The sequence below is a fragment of the Pseudomonas sp. ChxA genome, assembly GCF_030263855.1.
In the GTDB taxonomy this organism is placed as follows: Bacteria; Pseudomonadota; Gammaproteobacteria; order Pseudomonadales; family Pseudomonadaceae; genus Aquipseudomonas; species Aquipseudomonas fluorescens_CB.
In genome coordinates, this window is the sequence record NZ_JARPMK010000001.1 from 4,940,645 (window position 1) to 4,962,443 (window position 21,799).

Sequence of the window (21,799 nt, forward strand, 5' to 3'; positions counted from 1 at the left end):
TAAAGTCAAAATCTGTCGAAAATAGCTAGGGAGGGGCTGTCGAATGTCAAGGGCCGCAGATTATACAATTCAAGGCTTTCTGTATCAGTTCAATAAAACACTTGTTGAAATACTTAAAGCACCTGACGATGCAGTAATCCATATAGAAGGCATAGTTGAGGATATTGAGATCCAAACAGCAACAGGTTTGGAGGCAATACAATGTAAATATCATGAAACACAAGAAAAATTTGCATTAAGCATTTTATATAAACCACTTCTACAGATGATGCATCACTTCCACTTAAACAATGACCAAACAATAAAATACAAATTATTTTGTCATTTTCCCATGGACACAGAACACCCAGAAATAACAATAACAAAGTCGGATATTGAAGCGACCCTAAAAACAAAAAACCTAACACTTCAAAAATACACAACAGCACTTAACGGCTTTATAAATGTAGAAAAATTTCTAAACCAGTTCTCCATTGAAATTGGAGATTCACTGGACAATATGACCAAAGAAATCTACTCGCTTCTAGGTACTAATGGCATACCGAGCGAAGACATAGATATTTTGGCCTATCCTAATGCTATACAGTATATTGCTGATCTGAGCATAAAACACAACTCAGATCAACGCACAACCACAAAAAAAGAGACCATTCAACTCCTTCGAGCCATAAAAAGAACAGCAATATCAAGATGGACTCTCTCGTTAAAATCAAGAAAAGAAATACTCAAAGAAAGAAGAAGCCAGCTAAAGTCCAATCTTGATAAAAATGTCAGGCTACGATACCTAATTATCGACCCAGAACAAATTGACAGCTTTGAAGAAAATTTTGTTATTTTCATTCAAGACTTCCAAGAAAAATATCACTTCAAGCAATCTCACACTTGCACACCAATGCTATGTTTAATGACGCAAAAGGAGCAAGCACGGCAGATCCAGCTAAGACTAGAGCTTAAAGGTGTGATCTGTAACGACGGAGTAATTGCCGGAATTCAATTTGACGAAAGTCGATTCTTTAAAGAGCCTATAGTCAAAAAACCCAGAGGATCAGAAGCCCAAAGAGAATTCGACATTAGAATAATCTGTTGGGCAGACGCTATCCCAACGATAAATAATAAAAAAGCAGACGACATTTTCATATTCGCGGCATCTATACCAGACGAACTAGACACAAGAGACATAAACATAGAGCTTCTTTCAACACGTTCCTTAACAGAAATAAAATATGTCATGGGGATTAGCAATGTCTTTGAATAAAATCGGCCAAGTTCTTTCATGCTCACCAAGCACAATAACAATCACAATCACTGATTTAAAAACTTTTGAAGAACACAAAAAAGAATTACAAATCGGAAGATTACTAAAAATATCCCAAGGCAATAACGACTTTACAATTGCCACTATTAGAAACGTTAAGGGGATTGATACCCAGCATGGCGAGGGTTCCACGCATTGGCAGTTCCAAGTAGAATGTCAGGCAATTGGAACAATAGACCTAGATGGAGCATTTGACAGAGGCAGTCTATTATTACCAGTCCCTACAGAACCAGTCTATATTGCAGACCATGACACCATTGAAAAGCTTTTTGCCGCAGATAATGAACATGACTTCCCACTAGGACAGCTTTCATTAAATAAAGATATAACGCTTAAAATAAACGGCAACCGCTTCTTCAGCAAACATATAGCAATCGTAGGCTCAACGGGATCAGGAAAGTCCTGTACTGTTGCGAGAATACTGCAAGACGCAGTAGGAATCTCAGATTCGAAAAATCAAAGCATCTCAACTCAAAACAACTCTCACTTGGTGATATTTGATATTCATGACGAATACACCGCAGCATTCGATCTACACAAAGATGAAAAGTTCTCTTTAAATCGACTTGACATTGATTCACTCCAACTTCCCTACTGGTTGATGAATTCGGAAGAGTTGGAGAGCATGTTCATTGAGAGCAACGAATCCAACTCGCACAATCAGGTAAGCCAATTCAAAAATGCCGTAACCCTCAATAAGGAAAGGCACAATCCGAAAATTGAAGGTATAACCTATGACACACCTGCGTATTTTTCGATAAGAGAAGTTTACCAATACATAGAAAATCTCAACCGAGAAATTATTGGCAGACTTGATGGAGAAGATTGCCCCAAATTTTTAGATGGAACCTTAGTAAGCGATAGAACCAATCACTATTTCAATAAGAAATGTTTATTTGTCCCGCAATCTACAGCAAATGCTACGAAAGCTGGGAACGGCCCATTTCATGGAGAGTTTAATCGATTTGTTTCAAGACTAGAAACAAAACTATCCGACAAGAGATTAAAATTTCTCTTGAACGCCGAGAAAGCAGACGGCTCGCCCTACAACACTGAAGACTTTCAAGACCTAATGAAGCAATTCATTGGTTACATTAACAAATCTAACGTAACAATAATTGACCTTAGCGGCATTCCGTTTGAAGTACTCAGCATCACTGTAAGCTTAGTCTCTAGACTTATCTTTGACTTTTGCTTTCACTATTCAAAATTACAACATGCTAAAAAGTCCCTAAACGACATTCCGGTTATGATTGTTTGTGAAGAAGCTCATAACTACGTCCCTAGAAATAATGATGTAGCATATAGATCCTCCAAAAAATCTCTAGAAAGAATTGCTAAGGAAGGACGGAAATACGGATTAAGTTTGATGATTGTTAGTCAGCGACCTTCTGAGGTTTCAGAAACTATTTTCGCACAATGCAATAACTTCCTATCACTTAGACTTACAAACGACGCAGACCAAAACTACGTCAAACGTCTTTTTCCGGATAATGCAAACTCTATTACGGACATACTTCCAAATCTATCTCCCGGTGAATGTATAGCTGTAGGAGACGCGATATTACTACCAGCCGTAATCAAGATGCCATTACCATCTCCAGAACCTCATTCCAAAAGTGTAAAAGTTCACAAGGAATGGAGAGAGTCATGGAGAGAAATAAGCTTTGAAGATGTAATCAAACGCTGGAGGAAAGAATAGCAATAATTACAAGCTGGGTGTTAGGCACTTCAAATGCCTGACACCAATCAGCTTTCTCTATCCTTGGTAAACACCTTGTTTAAATGACCTACCTGCTGAATCATACTTTATTACTAAATATCGCTCACAATCTTCTTTCATACCGCCTCGCCGCTGACCAATGTACAGCTTATAAATTTCCTCGCCTCCTGAATTCATAGAATAAGTGCAACGTTTGAAACGATAGGCAGAGAGTCAGCCACCGGTAGAATCCAGGCTCTCACACCGAAGGATTCAAGCGCAGATGACTACGCATTACCGGCAGCTGACTCAGGGCCAACGTTACCAGATTGAGGCCGGTCTGAGCGCCGGAAAAAGCCAGGCAAGCATCGCGAAACAGGTTGGCGTACATCCCTCGACGATCAGTCGTGAGGTTCGCCGCAACAGCTCCCAGAAGACCTACAAAGCGGTTGCTGCGACCCATGAAAGTGATGCCCGTCGAGCGCAGGCGCGCAAGCACTGCAAGCCATTAACGTGGTTCAGCCATTATCTGCCGCTCTGGCTAAAACACGGTATGAGCCCGGAGCAGATTGCTCAGCGCCTGAAGCAAGAGCAGCCGGAGCGCGCGGTCAGTCACGAGTGGATTTATCGGTTTATCGCCACCGACAAACACGCAGGTGGCGAGTTATACAAGTATTTGCGGCACCGCAGGAAGCTGTACCGAAAACGCTACGGAAGCCACGACCGGCGCGGACAGTTGCGTAATCGCGTATCGATAACCGAGCGCCCTGCTGAGGTCGAAGCCCGCGAGCGTCTAGGTGATTGGGAGGGTGACACGGTGCATGGCGTAGGCGGCAATCTGGTCACGCTGGTTGATCGTAAAAGCGGCTACCTGAGCGCCTATCCGGTCAAGCGCAGGACGCGCCGGCAGGTAACGCGGGCGATCAATCTGTTGCTCAAGGGGCATGCTGTTCACACGCTGACGCTGGATAACGGGAAGGAGTTTGCCGGGCATGAACGCATTGCGCATCGGAGCCAGTGCCAAGTCTTTTTTGCAGAACCCTATTCATCCTGGCAGCGAGGCACTAATGAAAATACCAACGGCCTGCTCCGGCAGTATTTTCCCAAGGGCGGCGACTTCAGCAAGCTGACCGTCGAGGCGGTCAGTCGCGTGGTAACGAAGATCAATTTACGCCCGCGAAAACGCCTGGGCTGGAAGACGCCGTACGAAGTTTATGCAGGGGTGAGCGTTGCACTTATGTGTTGAATTCAGGCCTCTATTGCTCCATTTACTTCACCAGCATCTGGTCAACCCAAAGTTCTCAGTTTACTTTCACAAAACGGTCCCATTCAACGATATCTACGGCTATGGACGTGGGGATGAGGTGTTGTTGTGCCTGGCGCAGTGCCTGAACGATCGGGTTGACCCCAGCCGCGACTTTGTCGGGCATATCGGCGGTGATGATTTTTTGCTGGTGCTCGGCCCGCAGGATTGGCGCAAGCGGCTCAACCAGTTGCTGGATGACTTCCACACCCAATGCCGACGCTTCTACCGCGCCGAACACTTGGACGCCGGTTGCTTCGTGGCATTGAACCGCCAAGGCGTGCGCCAGGAATTCGCCTTGCTGTCGTTGTCGATCGGCGTGGTGCATTTATATCCACAGGCCTGTGCACAACTGGATGCCAGCCAGTTGGCGGAGCTGGCCTCGCAAGCCAAGCACCACGCCAAAGACATCGCCGGCTACAGCATCCATGTGATCGACAGCATGGACTGCCTGCCCGTTTAGGCCTCGGCGGACTCCGGGTACTCGTACTCGAACACCCGCACCACTTCCGAAGCATGCCAGGACGCAGCAGCCACACCATCGGACGGCCCGCTGAACCGCCCCAGACGCTCCACACATTCAAAGAAACCGGTACGCGGCAAGCGGCTGGCGCCCTGGCTGATCACCAGCGAGCTGCGCAACGGTTGCTCGGCCTTGGCGTCCAGCGCGGCCAGATGCTCAAGGGCTGCGGCCAGGGTTTGCATCGCCGGCGTGGGAAATTGCAGGCGCTCCAGCAGCGCGCGGTAGGTGAGCAAATGGCGTTGACGGCGCGCCTGATCCAGTTCGTTGAGTAACCCATCCCAGTGTTGACGACTGATTCGTAGACTCAAGATTCATCCCTCCAACCTGCAACGCCCAATTCCCAGGCCAGGCTGCGGCGGATGGCGGCATCCGGCTGGCGTTCACCACTTTCAATCAATCCGAGATACGAAGGGCTGATGCCCACGGTGCGGGCCAGGCTTTCAATGGCCAAGCCTTTGACCTCACGTAGCCCGCGCAGGTCCGCGAGCGGGCGCAAAGCCTGATCGGGCGTGACCTGAGCGGTAGAAGAAGGAGTGGCGACAGGCTGTTGCTGACCGGCAGCTTTTAGTAGCGCCTGGTACTGGTCCCATGGCAGCACCGCATACTCGGGTGCGCCATCGCGTGAAATTATCTGAATATCCATGACTGCCCCGTAGGATAACAACACTTACTAAGTAAGTTCTTTCCTTAGAAGTGTAATCCTAACAGCCACAAAGGTCGCAGGGGGATATAAGCGAGTTCAGTTTTTTTGCGGATTTTCCTGGGCCAGCAGCGCAGGCGTCGCAGGCAGCCGCTCAACCACCGCGAGTTTTTCCGGGCGCTGGGCGTCGCGCCACGCGCGAAACGCGCTCAGTTCGTCATCCAGGGTCTTCATGACCCATGCCAGCACGGCAATGTCATCGAGCATGCCGAATACCGGGATAAAGTCCGGGATCGCGTCAATCGGGCTGAGGAAGTACATCAGCCCCGCCACTACCGAGATCAGCGCCTTGGGGCTGATGGCCCGGTACTCACCGCGCCAGTAAGCCAGGCACAAGGCCTGGAGCAATTTGAGATCATCCTTGAGTTTACCCAGCCGGCTGCCCTGGCTTGAGCCTTTGGCGGCCACGGCAAACAACAGGGTCGGCAACCGCCCACGGCCGAGCAAGCGTGCGGCCATGGGCAGGAAACGGGTGAAATTGAAGGGTGGTTTCATCGGTCACTCCAGTTCCAGGCGACATAAAAGGTTATCCACACAAATTGTGGATAACCTTGTGAACAGAGCCTGTTTTATCGGCTGAAAGCCTTGATTTACAAGGCTTGCAGTCAGATCGGGCGTTTTTTGCGCACATAAAAAAAACCCAAGAATTCATTGACTTGGCATTGATGTGCGGCTACCCGTGCTCGAGTCTTATATCAGACTGTGACAGTTTCCAGGGGTTCGGTCGGATTTGCGATCGTTCCCACGCGCAGCAAAGGAATGCCGCCCCGGACGCTCCGCGTCCCGAACCGCGCAAATTTCCACCCTAGGCGAATGTGACGCAGAGCGTCACCGGATGTATTCCCACGCAGAGCGTGGGAACAATCAGTACGGGCGCAGATCTGCAAACGCCAGAAACAACAACGCCCTGTAAAAACGGGGCGTTGTGTGTTCAGCTGCCGATTACTTCTTGGCAGCTGGCGCCGCAGGTGCGTCAGGGGCTTCAGCCTTGGCTGGGTCCTTGATGGCCAGCAGCTCCAGGTCGAATACCAGCACGGAGTTGGCTGGAATCGCTGGGCTCGGGCTCTGTGCGCCGTAGGCCAGGTCGGACGGGATGTACAACTCGACCTTCTCGCCCACGTGCATCAGTTGCAGGCCTTCGACCCAACCCGGGATCACGCCGCTGACCGGCAGGTCAATCGGGCTGCCGCGATCTACGGAGCTGTCAAAGGTGGTGCCGTTGGTGAGCTTGCCGGTGTAGTGAACAGTCACTACGTCGGTCGGCTTAGGCTGAGCGCCGTCGGCCTTCTTCACGATCTTGTATTGCAGACCGGAAGCGGTGGTGACTACGCCGTCTTTCTTGGCGTTGTCTTCGAGGAATTTCTTGCCGGCGGCTGCCGATTCTTCGCTCATTTTGGTCATGCGTTCTTCAGCACGCTTTTGCAGTGCGGCAAACGCTTCAACCAGCTCGTCGTCTTTGAGCTTCTGTTCTTTCTTGCCGACGGCATCTTCGATGCCTTGGGCTACCGCTTTGGAGTCCAGGTCATCCATGCCTTCTTGAGCAAGGCTTTTGCCCATGTTCAGGCCAATGCCGTAGGAAGCTTTCTGCGCCGGGGTTTTCAGCTCTACGCTGGTCTGCGAATCACAACCCGCAAGTACCAGGCTAACCAGGGCCACCGCCGCCGCCAACCGATGCTGTTTCATGCTATTTCCTTGTTCGTGCGCCAAAAGGGCATTCGAGTAAAGTCGCGAGCTTATCAGGCGGCCACGACCAATGGCTACCGGCATCTGAGCAGGAAACTTCTGATAAGTTCACGTGTTTAAAAGCATTTTCATTCATTATGGAGGCCCGCGAAGGATCGCGGGACCATTCGCAACCAGGCTGCTGGCCACTTGCCGCACCTGTGACGCAATGGCATAAGAACGCTACAACTCGACAAGGCCGAGACAAGGATAGCCATCTTGCGCATTTTTTCCCGTGTTTTACTTCTGATATTGCTCGCCCTGGGTTTGCTGCTGGGCGTGGTGCTCTATTACACCCTCAACCCCAAGCTGCCGGACTACGTGCCCGTGGAGCAGGTGCACTATCAGGAACAATGGAGCGAAGCCGATCGCCAGACCTACTACTTCACGCCCCAGGGCACCCAAGTAAAGGGCCTGCATTACGACTGGTTCACCACCCTGGAGCTGCCGTTCTCGGACCAGCGTTTTGCCACGCCCGACTACCTGGCGCGCTTCGGCTTTCTGGTCGACCCCAAGCAGGTGCCCAGCGCACAAAACCCCGGCAACCTGCCGGTGGGGTTCGCCCGGCACCAGAACGCCGGCAGCCAGGTGCAGTACCTGGACATCACCTGCGCCGCCTGCCACACCGGCGAACTGCACTTCAAAAACCAGGCGCTGCGCATCGACGGCGGCTCGGCCCAGCATGTGCTGCCGTCCAGCGTACCGACCTTGCGCGGTGGCAGCTTCGGCCAGGCCTTGGTTGCCAGCCTCGCCGCCACCTATTACCTGCCCTGGAAGTTCGATCGCTTCGCCCACAACGTGCTCGGCCACGACTATGACGATCACAACAAGCAACAGCTGCGTCAGGACTTCAAGCAGTCGCTGAACCAGTTCCTTAAAGTCGCCTGGAACGACACGCACCGCGGCCTCTACCCTACCGAAGAAGGCCCGGGCCGCACTGACGCGTTTGGTCGCATCGCCAATGCCAGCTTTGGCGACGCCATCTCGCCGGCTAACTACCGGGTCGCCAATGCGCCGGTGGACTACCCGCACCTGTGGGACATCTGGACCTTCGACTGGGTGCAATGGAACGGCTCGGCCCAGCAGCCCATGGCGCGCAACATCGGCGAGGCGTTGGGCGTGGGCGCCACCCTGAACTTTTTCGACGCGGCCGGCCAACCCCTTCAGGGCGATGCCCGCTACCCTTCCAGCGTGCGCGTGCGCGACCTCAACCGGATCGAAGAAACCCTGCAACGCCTCAAGCCGCCGACCTGGCCGCAAGACCTGTTCGGTGCCATCGACAAGCCTCTCGCCGCTCAAGGCCGTGCGCTGTTCGCCGAGAATTGCGCCGGTTGCCATGTGCCGGCAGTCACGCAGGAAAACGGCCGCCCGGTGCAGCAACTGAAGATGCTGCCCGTGGACTACATCGGTACCGACCCAGGCACGGCCAATAACATCGCCGACCAGCGCTATGACCTCAGCGCCCTGCAGTGGGACCCGGCGGAACTGGCCAAGCTCAATGTCGAACTGCACCCCACGCCCACCGCACCGCTGGACCCACACAACCTGTCCGTGGCCCAAGGCCTGGCCTACGTCACTGCTTTCGTCGAAGCACACGCCTACCGTGCCGCCGGTGTAACCCCGGCCGAACGCCCAGGCCTGGATGGTTTTGGCCTGCCCATCGGCGTGCGTGAACTGCGCGCCTACAAGGCCCGACCGCTGGCCGGCGTATGGGCCACACCGCCATTCCTGCACAACGGCTCGGTGCCGACGATCTATCAATTGCTCTCGCCCCAGGACGAACGCAGCACCACCTTCTACAAAGGCACGTTCAACTACGACCCACGTCACCTGGGCTTTGAAACGAGTGCGTTCAAAAACGCGTTTTTGTTCGATACAAAAATCACCGGCAACCACAACAGCGGTCACGAATTCCGTGATGGCAAGCGTGGCAATGGCGTGATCGGCCGTGGCCTGCTGCCGCAGGAACGCTGGGCGCTGCTGGAATACCTCAAAGTGCTGGGCGGCCCGCTGGAGCAAACACTGCCATGATTATCCGATCTCAATACAACCAACGTTCGCTGCTCGCACGCCTCTGGCTGCGCCTGGGTGCCTTTCTCGGTAAAACCCTGCTATGGCTGGTAGGTTTGGGGCTGCTGGGCTGGCTGATCGCCACGGCCTGGTTCGCCTGGCAACATAGCGGCCCAGTGTCGCCGGATGAACAGATCCCGCCCGGCGAAACCGCCATGACCCAAGGCATCATCCAGACGGCCGTACGTATCGTCGATCAGCATCGCGAAGGCACGCGCTACCTGCGTGACGCGCATGCCAAGGCCCACGGCTGTGTGAAGGCGGAAGTCAGCGTGCTCGCCGACCTCGACCCGGCGCTGCGCCAAGGTGTATTCGCTGAACCGGGCAAGACCTGGCAGGCGCAGATGCGCCTGTCCAACGGCAACGCCTACCCGCAGTTCGACAGCATCCGCGATGCGCGGGGCATGGCGATCAAGCTGCTGGATGTGCCAGGCAAACAATTGATGGCCGACCAACAGACGCGCACCGAACAAGACTTTGTGATGTTCAGCCACGCGAACTTTTTTGTCAGTGATGTGGCCGAATACGCGCAGAACATCGGTGCCCAGGCTGACGGCAAAAAGGTGTTGGCGTTCTTCCCTAAAGCCGACCCGCGCAGTTGGCAGGTGCGCCACCTGTTTATCGCCCTGGCCACCCTGGCACCCGCACCGGCGAGCCCGACGCAGACGACGTACTTTTCGGTTTCCCCCTACAAATTTGGCGCGGCAAATGCCAAGTTTCGTGTAGCACCCGACCCGCAGAGTTGCCCGGAATATGTATTGCCCAAGCAGAATCAGGACCTGCCGAACTTTCTGCGCAGTGCACTCAACCAGCAGCTGTCCACCGACCGCGTGCCCGCGTGTTTTGTGTTGCAGATTCAGCGGCAAAATCCGCAGAAATTCATGCCGATTGAAGACACCAGCATCGAATGGAAGGAAAGCGATGCAACCTATGAGACGGTGGCCAAGGTGCGGATTCCTGCGCAGGACTTTGATACGCCCGCGCTGAATCTTGCCTGTGATAACCAGTCGTTCAACCCATGGTTCGGGCTGGAGGAGCATCGGCCGATTGGGGGGATTAACCGGTTGCGCAAGGCGGTGTATGAGGCGGTGAGCGACTATCGGCATAGTCGGAATTTGTAAGCAGAGAGGCTGCCGCCAGTCGCTCTGACCATTGAAAGCAACACTCGGTCAACAGGTTGGAGCTGGATTGCCTGCGATGGCGGTGTTTCGGTGTACATATCCGTTGCTGCGGTTATGGCTTCTATTGGTTCCGCTCTTACAGCGGGTCACTTTTGGCAAACGCCCGGAATGCCGGCCCAGCCAAAAGTAATCAAAAGGTCTGTGCCCCACCACTCGGCCCCTCGCTTAGGCTCGGTGTGCCCTCACTCCGGCTTGAATCCGTGGGCCGCCGCGATGGGCCATCCTTGGCCCAGCGCGGCTAACCCGGCGTCCTGCCGGGTTACCCACGGATTCAAGCCTGCGTTCGGCCATCGTGGTTAACGGGGCGTCTCAGATCAAAAGCAGATCAAGATCAAGATCTACAGCACGGCGGCCTGAAAGCCGACCTGAGTGGTTAGATCAAAAGCGAAAAGCGAAAATCGGATTTGCATACACTGAAGAGCTGCTTTTCTGTGGGAGCTGGCTTGCCTGCGATGCACACACCTCGGTACATCAGGCACACTGAGTTGATGCCATCGCAGGCAAGCCAGCTCCCACCTTTGACCGAGTATGGCTCTGCTGTTGCTGTTGCTGTTGCTCTGGCCCTTACATCCTTTTCGATGACGAAGTCAGCGGTCTTTTGATCTGCGCTTGTGATCTTGATCTTGATCTGAAATCGCCCCGTCAAACACGATGGCCGGAATTCGACAGGGATTTGGGGGGTAAACCGGCAGGGATGCCGGTTTAGCCGCCCCGCGCCATGGATGGCGCGTGGCGGCGGCCCCCCAAATCACTGTCGGATTGCGGGCATGCCGAGCCATAGCGAGGCACCGAGTGTTGGGGCGAAGACTTTTTGGTTACTTTTGTGTCTTTACAAAAGTGACCCGCTGTAAGAGCGGAACCATAGGCCGCCGTTACCTAAATAACGGATATGCCCCCCGACCGCCCAGCCCAACAAGACCGCCTCAACGTTAACGTTGTGGAGGTCCCCATGCACATCGCAAGCAAGTCTGCCCCCACAGAAAAGCCAGTCACCGTAAAGAATCCGTATAAATCCCAAGTTCCCCATAACGATTACGTCGCCTCTATTGAACAACTAATCCCCAAAATCTACCGTCACTTCCTACCCCCAAAACCCGTAGGAAGTCATCGTGGAAAGTTCAACTTTAGGCATGGTCGTCCTGTCAATGATTGCGCTCTTCGGCACCGCCGCGTTTTGTTTCGAACACCTCGCCACCCGCAGCGAAAAGAAAAAGAAAGCCAAATAAGCTGATCAACGAAATCAGCAGAACCCCAGACTTTCAAGGGATCAGCCACCTGCGGGCTATCCCTTGTTTTCGTGCGCCCAGATTAAAACCTTCTATATACCGTCTTAATACCGCCCGCCGTAATCAGTGCCTGAGCTTGATACAAGAGCGCCTAACCTCCCCGGCTTACTCAACAAGGGGAGTTACACCGTGCTGACACTAACCTTCATTTACGTGGCCAGCGGCGTTTGCGCCGTGGGGCTGTTCGCTTACTTGGGCTACGCCCTCATTCGCGCTGAAAAGTTCTAGGGAGCCCGCCATGTACGACGTGATGTTTATGGGCCTCTCCCTGGTGTTTTTTATTGCGACTGCCATGGCCATTGTCGCCATGGGCAAGCTTTGAACGGAGCCACGACATGCTAAGCACTTTGCTGGAATTTGCGTTGGTCCTGGGGTTGATGACCGCGCTTGCCGTGCTCATGGGCAAATGGCTGACCCGGGTATTCACCGGGAACCGCCATGCCTTGCCGGAACGTTTTACCTACCGCCTGCTGGGCATCAACCCATTGGAAACCATGAGCTGGGGCCGCTACGGTTCAGCGCTGCTGCTGTCGAACGCGGCGATGATGCTGTTGGGCTACATCATCCTGCGCCTGCAGGCGGTAACGCCGATTAACCCACTGGGGCTGGCTGCGCAAACCCCGGACCTGGCGTTCAACACCGCCGCGTCCTTTATCACCAACACCAACTGGCAGGCGTATTCAGGCGAAACCAGCCTGTCGAACTTCAGCCAGATGGCGGTCATCACCTTTTTGATGTTTGTCGGTGCCACGTCCGGCGTGGTGGCAGCCGCTGGCTTTATTCGCGGTTTGAGCCGCTCAAGCTCGGCCGATATCGGCAACTTCTGGGTCGACTTCACCCGCACGCTCTACCGCGTGATGCTGCCGCTGTGCGTGGGCATGGCGCTGGTATATGTGTGGCAAGGCATGCCGCAAACCTTCGCCTCCCAGGCCCTGACGACAACGTTGGAAGGCGCGCAACAACAGTTGATCGTCGGCGCGGTTGCCAGCTTTGAATCGATCAAGCATATCGGCACCAACGGTGGCGGTTTCTTCAGCATGAACGCCGCGCACCCGTTCGAAAACCCGACGCCGCTGACCAACATCCTGCACATCCTCAGCATGCTGTTGATCCCCTCGGCGCTGACCTACACCTTTGGCAGCATGCTGTTGCAACGCCGTCAGGGTTGGGTGTTTTTCGGCACCTTCCTGGTGATGTTTATCGGCTTTCTTGCGCTGGTGTATGGCGCCGAGCAAACCGGCAACCCGTTGCTGACTCAAGCCGGCGCCAACCAGGCGCTGTCGATCGAGCAAAGTGGCGGCAATATGGAAGGCAAGGAACTGCGATTTGGCATTGCCGACAGTAGCCTGTTTATCGCCACCACCACGGCAGCCACCACCGGCTCGGTCAATACCATGCACGACTCGCTGACGCCCATGGGCGGCTTCGTGCCCCTGGCGCAGATGATGCTCAACTGCGTGTTCGGCGGTGACGGCGTGGGCTTTATCAACCTGATCCAGTACGCACTGCTTACGGTGTTCCTGGTGGGCATGATGATCGGCCGCAGCCCGGAATTTCTCGGCAAGAAAATCGAGGCCCGCGAGATGAAACTGGTAATGCTCTCAGTGCTCGCGCACCCGATCAGCATCCTCGGTTTCACCGCCCTCGCCGCCCTGTGGCCGGACACCCTGGCCAGCCTCAACAACCTCGGCCCGCACGGTTTCAGCGAGGTGCTGTACGCCTACACCTCAGGCACCGCCAACAACGGTTCGGCGTTCGCCGGGCTGAATGCCAACACCCCGTTTTTTAACACCACCATTGGCCTTGCGATGCTGATCGGGCGCTTCTTCACGATGCTGCCGATGCTCGCCGTGGCCGGTTCTCTGGCGATGAAAAAAACCGTGCCGGCCGGCGCCGGCACCATCCCCACCGCCACCGCGCTGTTCATGTTGCTGGTGGTGTTCGTGGTGCTGGTGGTCGGTGGCCTGACCTTCTTGCCCGCGCTCGCGCTTGGCCCGCTGGTGGAGCAACTGCAGTTGCTGTCCGGCCAGACCTACAACTAAGGACATGTTGATGACCACTCAATCAATCTTCAAAGGGCTGCTGCGCCCGGTGCTGGTGTCGGCGGTGTTTTTTATGCTGCTGACCGGGCTGGCTTACCCGGCGTTCACCACCGTGGCCGCGCAACTGCTGTTCCCGTTCCAGGCTCAAGGCTCGCTGATTGAACGCGATGGCCGGGTCATCGGCTCCACGCTGATAGGCCAGAACTTCACCAAGCCCGAGTACTTCCAAGGCCGCCCGAGCATGACCCTCGGCGCTGATCCGCAAGACCCGAGCAAAAGCGTGCCGCAGCCCTACAACGCAGGCGCAAGCGGCGCCAGCAACCTCGGTCCCACCAGTCAAAAACTGCTCGACCAGGTGGCCGCACGCGCCAAAACCTATCGCCAGGATAACGGCCTGGCCGCTGACGCCCCGGTGCCGGTGGACGCGGTTACCGCCTCCGCTTCCGGCCTCGACCCGCATATCTCGGTGGCCAACGCCCGGCTGCAGTTGGCACGGGTGGCGCGCTTGCGGCACATCGCCGAACCCGAACTGCTGCAACTGCTCAACGACCACACCGCCGCACGCACCTTCGGCCTGCTCGGCGAGCCCCGGGTGAATGTGCTGCAACTCAACGTGGCGCTGGATGCGCGTCAGCCCTCTATTGCGCTCAGTGAGTAAGAGATTCCTCCATGAAAAATCCTCGTTTACCTCTGTTTGACCGGCGCATCGTGCTGACTGCCGGCGTCGATGCACTGAAGAAATTGCTGCCCCAGGCCCAGTGGAAAAACCCGGTGATGTTCGTGGTGTACCTGGGCAGCCTGCTCACCACCTTGCTGTGGTTCCAGTCTTTGGGCGGCAAGGGTGAGGCGCCCAGCGGTTTTATCCTCAGCATCACCTTGTGGCTGTGGTTTACCGTGCTGTTCGCCAACTTCGCCGAGGCTCTGGCCGAAGGTCGCAGCCGTGCCCAGGCCGCGAGCCTGCGCGGCATGAAGCGCCAGACCCTGGCCAAGTTGCTGCAGCAACCGCGCCACGGTGCGGCCTGGCTGCCGCTGGAGGCCAGCCTGCTGCGCAAGGACAACGTGGTGCTGATCGAAGCCGGTGATCTGGTGCCGCTGGACGGCGTGGTGATTGAAGGCGTGGCCTCGGTGGATGAAAGCGCAATTACCGGCGAATCGGCGCCGGTGATCCGCGAGGCCGGTGGCGACTTTTCCTCGGTTACCGGCGGCACGCGGGTGCTGTCGGACTGGCTGGTGGTGCGCATCAGCGTCAACCCCGGCGAATCGTTCCTGGACCGCATGATCTCGATGGTCGAATCGGCCAAGCGCCAGAAGACCCCGAATGAAGTTGCGCTGACGATTCTGCTGGTGGGCCTGACCCTGTTGTTCCTGCTGGTGATCGCCACGCTGAGCCCCTACTCGATCTTCGCCGTGGCCATGAGCGGCAGTGGCAGCGTGATCAGCGCCACGGTATTGGTGGCGTTGCTGGTGTGCCTGATCCCCACCACTATCGGCGGCCTGCTCTCGGCCATCGGCGTGGCGGGCATGAGCCGCATGATGTCGGCCAATGTGATTGCCACCTCCGGCCGTGCCGTCGAGGCGGCGGGTGATGTCGACGTGTTGCTGCTGGACAAGACCGGCACCATTACCTTGGGCAATCGCCAGGCCAGCAGCTTTTTGCCGGCTCCGGGCGTAAAGGAAGCCGAACTGGCTGACGCTGCGCAGCTCGCCTCACTGGCGGACGAAACCCCGGAAGGCCGCAGCATTGTGGTGCTGGCCAAGCAGAAATTCGACATCCGCGCGCGCGACATCAACGCCCTCGGCGCACGCTTTGTGCACTTCACCGCGCAAACCCGCATGAGCGGCGTCGACCTGGCCGAAGGCCGGGCCATTCGCAAAGGCGCGGCGGATGCGATTCGCAGCCATATCGAAGCCCTGGGCGGGAGTTTCCCGGCGGCGTTGCAGGCCAAGGTCGATGAAGTCTCGCGGCGCGGCAGCACACCGCTGGTGGTCAGCGACGGTGCCAAAGCCTTGGGCGTGGTTGAGCTTAAGGACGTGGTGAAAGGCGGCATCAAGGAGCGCTTCGCCGAGTTGCGGCGCATGGGCATCAAGACCGTGATGATCACCGGCGACAACCGCCTGACCGCCGCCGCGATTGCGGTGGAAGCCGGTGTCGATGACTTCCTCGCCGAAGCCCGCCCTGAAGACAAGCTGCAACTGATCCGCGACTACCAGGCCCAGGGCAAGCTGGTGGCCATGACCGGCGACGGTACCAACGACGCACCCGCGCTGGCCCAGGCCGATGTGGCCGTGGCAATGAACAGTGGCACCCAGGCGGCCAAAGAGGCCGGCAACATGGTCGACCTCGACAGCAACCCGACCAAGCTGATCGAAGTGGTCGAGGTCGGCAAACAGATGCTCATGACCCGTGGCGCGCTCACCACGTTCAGCGTGGCCAATGATGTAGCCAAGTACTTTGCAATCATCCCGGCGGCGTTTGTCGCCACCTACCCACAGCTTGGCGCCTTGAACGTGATGCACCTGAGCAGCCCCAATTCGGCAATTTTAAGCGCGGTGATTTTTAACGCGCTGATCATTGTCGCGTTGATTCCGCTGGCGTTACGCGGTGTGAAGTACCGGGCCATCGGCGCGGCGGCGTTGCTTAACCGCAACCTGTTGATCTACGGCCTGGGCGGCGTACTGGTGCCGTTTGCGGGGATCAAGGTGATCGACATGCTGCTGAGTGGATTGGGCTTGGTGTAACACCACAAACCCAATGTGGGAGCTGGCTTGCCTGCGATAACGATGGGCCAGCCAAGAAAGTTTCAACTGACACACCGCCATCACAAGCAAGCCAGCTCCCACAGTTAATTGTGTTGTATTGATCAGGAAGAACATGCCCGCACTCAACCACGCACGCCCCGACCCCGACGCCCTGCTCGCGCGGGTACAGCTCGAAGAACAAGCCGCCTTGCGCGGCAAATTGCGTATCTACTTCGGCTCAAATGCCGGGGTGGGCAAGACCTGCGCCATGCTCGCGGCGGCGCAACGCGCAGTCGCCCTGGGCCGTGATGTGCTTGCCGGCGTAGTCGAAACCCACGGCCGCACGGAGACTGCCGAGCGGCTCGACGGCCTGGAGCAACTGCCCCGCGCGGCCTTGCTGCACCACGATTTTGCGCTCAGCGAATTCGACCTCGACGCCGCGTTGCGCAGGCAGCCCGCCGTATTGCTGGTGGACGAGTTGGCCCACAGCAACGCGCCTGGCTCGCGGCATCCCAAACGCTGGCAAGACGTCGAAGAACTGCTCAGCGCCGGTATCGACGTATGGACCACGCTCAACGTCCAGCACCTGGAAAGCCTGAATGATCTGGTCAGCGGCATCATCGGCATTCGCGTGCGCGAAACCGTGCCGGACCATGTGTTTGATAACGCCCATGACGTGGTGGTGATCGACCTGCCGCCCGACGACTTGCTGCAACGCTTGAAGGACGGCAAGGTCTATCTCGGCCCGCAAGCGGAGCGCGCCGCAGAACATTTTTTCCGCAAGGGCAACCTGTTGGCCCTGCGCGAGCTGGCGCTACGGCGTACGGCGGATCGGGTCGACGCGCAAATGCGCGTATACCGTCGCGAACAGTCGATCAAAGCCTTGTGGCCGGCCCGCGAACGCTTGCTGGTGGGGGTGGCGGGCGACGCCGGTGATGAACGCCTGGTGCGCGAAGCTGCACGATTGGCGCAAAAGCTCGAGGCTGACTGGATCGTCGTGCATGTCGCAACAGCCCAAGGCAACGGCGCCAAGCGTTACCTCACCGCGATGAAAACCCTGAGCCTGGCCAGTGAGTTCGGCGCCGATACCGCGACGCTGCCGGGCATGGACGTCGCCGAAGCCCTGGCCGCCTGCGCCCGCGAACACAACGCCAATCGTCTGGTGCTCGGCCATCATCCACGTCGGGCCTGGCGGTTCTGGCATCAGTCGGTCAGCGACCGGATCAGCCGCCATCACCCGCAAATCGATCAGATCGTGATTGCCCACGGCCTGTTGCCGGGGCCTGCGCCGGTCAGCGAAAAACCGACGCCGACGCCCGGCCGCGCCTTGGCGTATCTGTCGGCCACACTCGCCTGTTTCGCCGCCAGCGCCGTTGCAGCCTTGCTCCTGCAAGTGTTCGACCTGGCCAACGTGGTCATGCTGTTTTTGCTCACCGTGGTGCTGGTGGCCCTGCGTTATGGACGCGGCCCCGGCGTGTGGGCGGCAATGCTGGCGGTGCTGTGTTTTGACTTCTTTTTCGTACAGCCGCGCTACTCGTTCACCGTCAATGACACTCAGTATTTCTTCACCTTTGCGCTGATGCTCGGCATCGCCTTGATCACCGGGCAACTCACCGCCCGCCTGCGCCATGAAGCACGCACGGCGGCCGCGCGCGAACGGCGCGCTACCTCTTTGGCGCGGCTGGCTCGCGACTTGTCGGCGGCACTGACCGTAGAGCACATCAGCGAAGTCGCGCTGCGCACCTTCAGTGGCGTGTTCGAGGCACGGGTCGGCCTGGCGCTGCCGGACGCCGCCGATGGCGTACACAGCGTGAGTGCAAGCGGCTTGCCGATTGACGACAGCATCGCCCAATGGACTTACGACCACGGCCAAGCCGCAGGCCATGGCACCGATACCTTGTCGGCAGCCAAAGGTTGCTACTTACCACTTAAAGCGCCGATGCGCGTGCGCGGCGTGCTGGTATTGGAACTGGCCCAAAGCGAACGTCTGAGCGACCCGCAGGAACGCCGCCTGCTGGAAGCCTGCATGAGCCAATTGGCGATTGCGCTGGAGCGCGTGCATTTCGTCGAAGTGGCGCAAAGCACGCTGGTGCAGATGGAAGGCGAGAAGATGCGCAACACCCTGCTCGCGGCGATTTCCCACGACTTGCGCACGCCCTTGACCACCCTGATCGGCGCCACCGACACCGCCCTGCCCCACGCCCCGCCAGGCCCGCTGACCGAATTGCTGCACGGCATCCATGAACAAGCTACATCGATGCAGCGGCTGATCGAAAACCTGCTCGACATGGCGCGCATGCAAGAGCGCGGCGTGCGCCTGAACCGGCAGTGGCATTCGCTGGAAGAAATCGTCGGCAGCGCCTTGCGTCAGTTGCGTGAGCCGTTGGCACACCACAGTGTGCAAACCCTATTGGATTCGCAGTTGCCGCTGGTGGACATCGACGCACTGCTGATCGAGCGAGTGCTGGTCAACCTGCTGGATAACGCCGCCAAGTACACACCGGCGGGCACCCTCATAACCGTCGCCGCCCGCCAGGTTTCGGACTGCATTGTGCTGGAGGTCAGCGACAACGGCCCAGGCCAGGCTCCCGCCAACCTGTTCGAACCTTTCGCGCGCGGCCAACAGGAATCGTCCGTGACCGGCATCGGCCTGGGCCTGGCATTGGCCAAACGTATCGTTGAAGCCCATGGCGGGCATATCCACACCCACCCGCTTGAGACGTGCGGCATGCACTTCATCATCACCTTACCGGCCGGCACCCCGCCGCCCATGGAAACCCTATGAGCACTGCACGCATTTTGATTGTTGAAGACGAAGCCAACATCCGCCGCTTTGTCGGGATCGCCCTGCAAGATGAAGGTTTTCAGGTGTTCGAAGCCGACAGCGTCAAACGCGCGCTGATCCATGCCGCCAGCCGTCAACCGGACCTGGTGATCGTCGACCTCGGTTTACCCGATGGCGATGGCAAGCAACTGATCAGTGAGTTGCGGGGCTGGCTGGCGGTGCCGATTCTGGTGTTGTCGGCGCGCGATCGGGAAGAAGAAAAAGTCGCCGCCCTGGACGCGGGTGCCGATGATTACCTGACCAAGCCGTTCGGCGTGCCCGAATTGCTCGCACGCATCCGCGCACAATTGCGCAGGCACGCGCAGACCGGCGCCGTAGCGGCGACCAGCAAGGTGGCGTTTGGTGAAATTGAAGTGGACCTGTCGACCCACGAAGTGTGGCGCCAGGGCCAGCCGGTGCACCTCACTCCCATTGAGTACCGCCTGCTATGCGCGATGATTCGCGGCCAGAGCCGGGTGCTCACCCATCGGCAGTTATTGCTGGAGGTGTGGGGGCTGGATTACATCGACCGCCCGCACTATTTGCGCGTGCACATGGCGCACTTGCGGCAAAAACTGGAGGCGGACCCGGCACAGCCGCAGTACTTTATTACCGAGTTGCAGGTGGGGTATCGGTTGATGGGTGTCAACTGATGATGGGCACCGCCTTATTCCAAACTTAACAAAAGTCACTGACAAAAATACTCACACTATTTGAACCTAAACTTACGCGCGTTAAACATAGGAAATCTCTCAAACCAGCGCTCCAACTTACCGAATCTATTGCTTGAAAAGTGCGCCTCCGCGAAGAAATACTCTCTAACGATTCGAATCTTCCATAACGCCAAATACTCCTCATAGACTGGATGTGTTCAGCCAAACTACCGTATACCGCTAGCTGCCAGGTGATCACTATGAAGGTCAATCCCTCTGTTCCAATGCTGCCCCCGACTGCGACTCAGGTAGAGAATTTACCCACTCTGCAAACTGATCCGGATACGCGTACTGCCGCTGATACCTACTGGAGCGGTGTCGATAATTTGTCCTCGCGCTCTTCGCGCTGGATAGACAAGGATGGCAATGGAAAAATAGATATCGAAGTGGACTTTTCCGCCGGCCCGGACAACTACTTCAGGAAACTTGGACTTACCGGTCACTCAGCACTGAGCGCTGAGCAGAAAAAGGAACTGATTGATCAAATGACGGAAATCAGCCTCGAAACAAACCTGGTATTCCATGAAAAAGGTACACTGGAAAAACCCGATGGCCGAATAAATTTCGGCAACTTCGCCCCGGTTCCATCCAACGGGAAAAACTTGGTTCAGGTTAACTTTCCAGAAAACCCTAGCACTCCACACACTCCGGATTCGCCGGACGAACCTGCCGAAGCCTACATCAGGGGCGATGCACGGAATTTAAAAGCCAACGGCCGTAACCGTGGAGGCCACGCCCTTGCTCACGCGCTACTGCATGCGCTGGGCTTGCCTCATCCGAATCCTGACGATAAGAGTAATAAGCCTGCCAATCCTACAGACTCTTTAGGTTACAGCCTTCTCAGCACTGTCCCGGAAACAGCAACGGGCCACGACTTTCACGGCAATTACGTCACGCGCGCCCAGCTGCATGATATGGGCGCACTAACGCTAAGGTACGGCACAAACAGTGAGAGCAGGAATAAATTACTGGAAATAGACTACGATGCAAACACTATCCTTCAAAGTGACAAGCCCGTCACAATGACAATAGCCAGCGGGGACACAAATAAAGAAACCCTATTGGCACACAAAGACACACACGATCAACACATCAACTTAAACCATGGCACATTCTCTAGCCTTGGTGGGTTCACCAATAACGTCGCCATTGCGCGAGGCACGCACATTGAAAATATTGAAACCGGTACCGGTACTAATACGATTATTGCGAACACCGTCACTAATTCAATCGTTTTAGGCAGCGGCAAAAACACGGTTATTTTTAATAACCCATGGGACTCTACGCCCAAAAATACCGACACCCTCCATAACTTTAAAAGCGGTATAGATAAGGTGGATATCAGCGGCTTTGCCTCGACGGGTTATGAAGGAACGTTCACTGACCATGCGCCCTACTTTGACATTCAAACTATCGATAATCAATCCTATGTGAGGTATTGGTCCGTGTACAACAGTGCCCATCCTTCTGAGCCGAATTTTAAAGTGCGTGCGGACGGCATCCAAATGAGCGACATCATCACAAAGAAATAAGAATGGGCGGAAAACCTGCAAATAACTTCATCTTGCTGACGTAGCGTTAAGCGAAAACCAGAGAGACTGGAGAATTAACTAAAATTTTTGCAAAAAAAAGCCCGCTCAGTGAGCGGGCTTCTAGCGGTGACCTGGCGTTCAGTGTTC

The 21,799-nt window shown here is 56.2% G+C and carries 16 protein-coding genes and 1 pseudogene; 13 read left to right on the forward strand and 4 right to left on the reverse strand.

The window, feature by feature from the left end; genetic code table 11:
• The first annotated feature begins 43 nt into the window (after positions 1–43).
• The 4 genes and pseudogenes from P5706_RS22055 to P5706_RS22070 all read left to right on the forward strand — a co-directional run.
• Positions 44–1,255: a hypothetical protein gene (locus P5706_RS22055; RefSeq protein WP_102618350.1), complete on the forward strand. Its 1,212-nt coding sequence runs from the start codon at positions 44–46 to the stop codon at positions 1,253–1,255.
• The gene (locus tag P5706_RS22060) at positions 1,242–3,017 is read left to right on the forward strand and encodes an ATP-binding protein (protein WP_102618351.1); all 1,776 of its coding nucleotides are present in this window, start codon (positions 1,242–1,244) and stop codon (positions 3,015–3,017) included. Before P5706_RS22055 ends, P5706_RS22060 begins: the two co-directional genes overlap by 14 nt.
• 283 nt (positions 3,018–3,300) lie before the next feature.
• The gene (locus P5706_RS22065; protein WP_017846754.1) at positions 3,301–4,263 is read left to right on the forward strand and encodes an IS30-like element ISPsme1 family transposase; all 963 of its coding nucleotides are present in this window, start codon (positions 3,301–3,303) and stop codon (positions 4,261–4,263) included.
• A 76-nt stretch (positions 4,264–4,339) separates the two neighbouring features.
• Positions 4,340–4,783: pseudogene (locus P5706_RS22070) on the forward strand (diguanylate cyclase domain-containing protein); the annotation flags it as partial.
• Here the strand turns inward: P5706_RS22070 and P5706_RS22075 are convergent.
• The 4 genes from P5706_RS22075 to bamJ form a co-directional block, all read right to left on the reverse strand.
• Positions 4,780–5,151 (reverse strand): hypothetical protein, encoded by a 372-nt coding sequence (locus tag P5706_RS22075; RefSeq protein ID WP_005786715.1) that lies wholly within the window; start codon positions 5,149–5,151, stop codon positions 4,780–4,782. The pseudogene P5706_RS22070 and the gene P5706_RS22075 sit on opposite strands and share 4 nt — an antisense overlap.
• Entirely contained in the window at positions 5,148–5,486 is a 339-nt protein-coding gene (locus P5706_RS22080) for a helix-turn-helix domain-containing protein (protein ID WP_285681819.1), read from the reverse strand. Before P5706_RS22080 ends, P5706_RS22075 begins: the two co-directional genes overlap by 4 nt.
• A 96-nt stretch (positions 5,487–5,582) precedes the next feature.
• Positions 5,583–6,038 carry a YkvA family protein gene (locus P5706_RS22085; RefSeq protein ID WP_285681821.1) on the reverse strand — a complete coding sequence of 152 codons (456 nt, stop codon included), beginning with the start codon at positions 6,036–6,038 and terminating at the stop codon, positions 5,583–5,585.
• A 447-nt stretch (positions 6,039–6,485) separates the two neighbouring features.
• Positions 6,486–7,226 carry a BamJ family beta-barrel-assembly machinery protein gene (bamJ, locus tag P5706_RS22090; RefSeq protein ID WP_017136377.1) on the reverse strand — a complete coding sequence of 247 codons (741 nt, stop codon included), beginning with the start codon at positions 7,224–7,226 and terminating at the stop codon, positions 6,486–6,488.
• A gap of 258 nt (positions 7,227–7,484) precedes the next feature.
• Here bamJ and P5706_RS22095 point away from each other — a divergent pair, with 258 nt between their 5' ends.
• From P5706_RS22095 to P5706_RS22135, 9 genes are all read left to right on the forward strand, one after another.
• Positions 7,485–9,296, forward strand: a complete 1,812-nt coding sequence (locus tag P5706_RS22095; RefSeq protein WP_285681824.1) for a di-heme-cytochrome C peroxidase — start codon at positions 7,485–7,487, stop codon at positions 9,294–9,296.
• Positions 9,293–10,456: a catalase family protein gene (locus P5706_RS22100; protein WP_285681826.1), complete on the forward strand. Its 1,164-nt coding sequence runs from the start codon at positions 9,293–9,295 to the stop codon at positions 10,454–10,456. Before P5706_RS22095 ends, P5706_RS22100 begins: the two co-directional genes overlap by 4 nt.
• Before the next feature lie 1,499 nt (positions 10,457–11,955).
• A complete protein-coding gene (gene kdpF, locus P5706_RS22105) occupies positions 11,956–12,030 on the forward strand; it encodes a K(+)-transporting ATPase subunit F (RefSeq protein ID WP_256666301.1) in 75 nt (24 codons plus the stop codon).
• Positions 12,031–12,137: 107 nt separating this feature from the next.
• Positions 12,138–13,844 carry a potassium-transporting ATPase subunit KdpA gene (gene kdpA / locus P5706_RS22110; protein ID WP_285681828.1) on the forward strand — a complete coding sequence of 569 codons (1,707 nt, stop codon included), beginning with the start codon at positions 12,138–12,140 and terminating at the stop codon, positions 13,842–13,844.
• A gap of 10 nt (positions 13,845–13,854) precedes the next feature.
• Positions 13,855–14,502: a potassium-transporting ATPase subunit KdpC gene (gene kdpC, locus P5706_RS22115; RefSeq protein ID WP_285681830.1), complete on the forward strand. Its 648-nt coding sequence runs from the start codon at positions 13,855–13,857 to the stop codon at positions 14,500–14,502.
• A gap of 11 nt (positions 14,503–14,513) precedes the next feature.
• Positions 14,514–16,583, forward strand: coding sequence for a potassium-transporting ATPase subunit KdpB (gene kdpB / locus P5706_RS22120; protein WP_285681832.1), 2,070 nt, complete (start codon positions 14,514–14,516; stop codon positions 16,581–16,583).
• 133 nt (positions 16,584–16,716) lie between these two features.
• Positions 16,717–19,368, forward strand: a complete 2,652-nt coding sequence (locus P5706_RS22125) for a DUF4118 domain-containing protein (protein ID WP_285681834.1) — start codon at positions 16,717–16,719, stop codon at positions 19,366–19,368.
• Positions 19,365–20,060: a response regulator gene (locus tag P5706_RS22130; protein WP_200434597.1), complete on the forward strand. Its 696-nt coding sequence runs from the start codon at positions 19,365–19,367 to the stop codon at positions 20,058–20,060. Before P5706_RS22125 ends, P5706_RS22130 begins: the two co-directional genes overlap by 4 nt.
• Before the next feature lie 260 nt (positions 20,061–20,320).
• Positions 20,321–21,652 (forward strand): M10 family metallopeptidase C-terminal domain-containing protein, encoded by a 1,332-nt coding sequence (locus P5706_RS22135; RefSeq protein WP_285681836.1) that lies wholly within the window; start codon positions 20,321–20,323, stop codon positions 21,650–21,652.
• Positions 21,653–21,799: the final 147 nt, after the last annotated feature.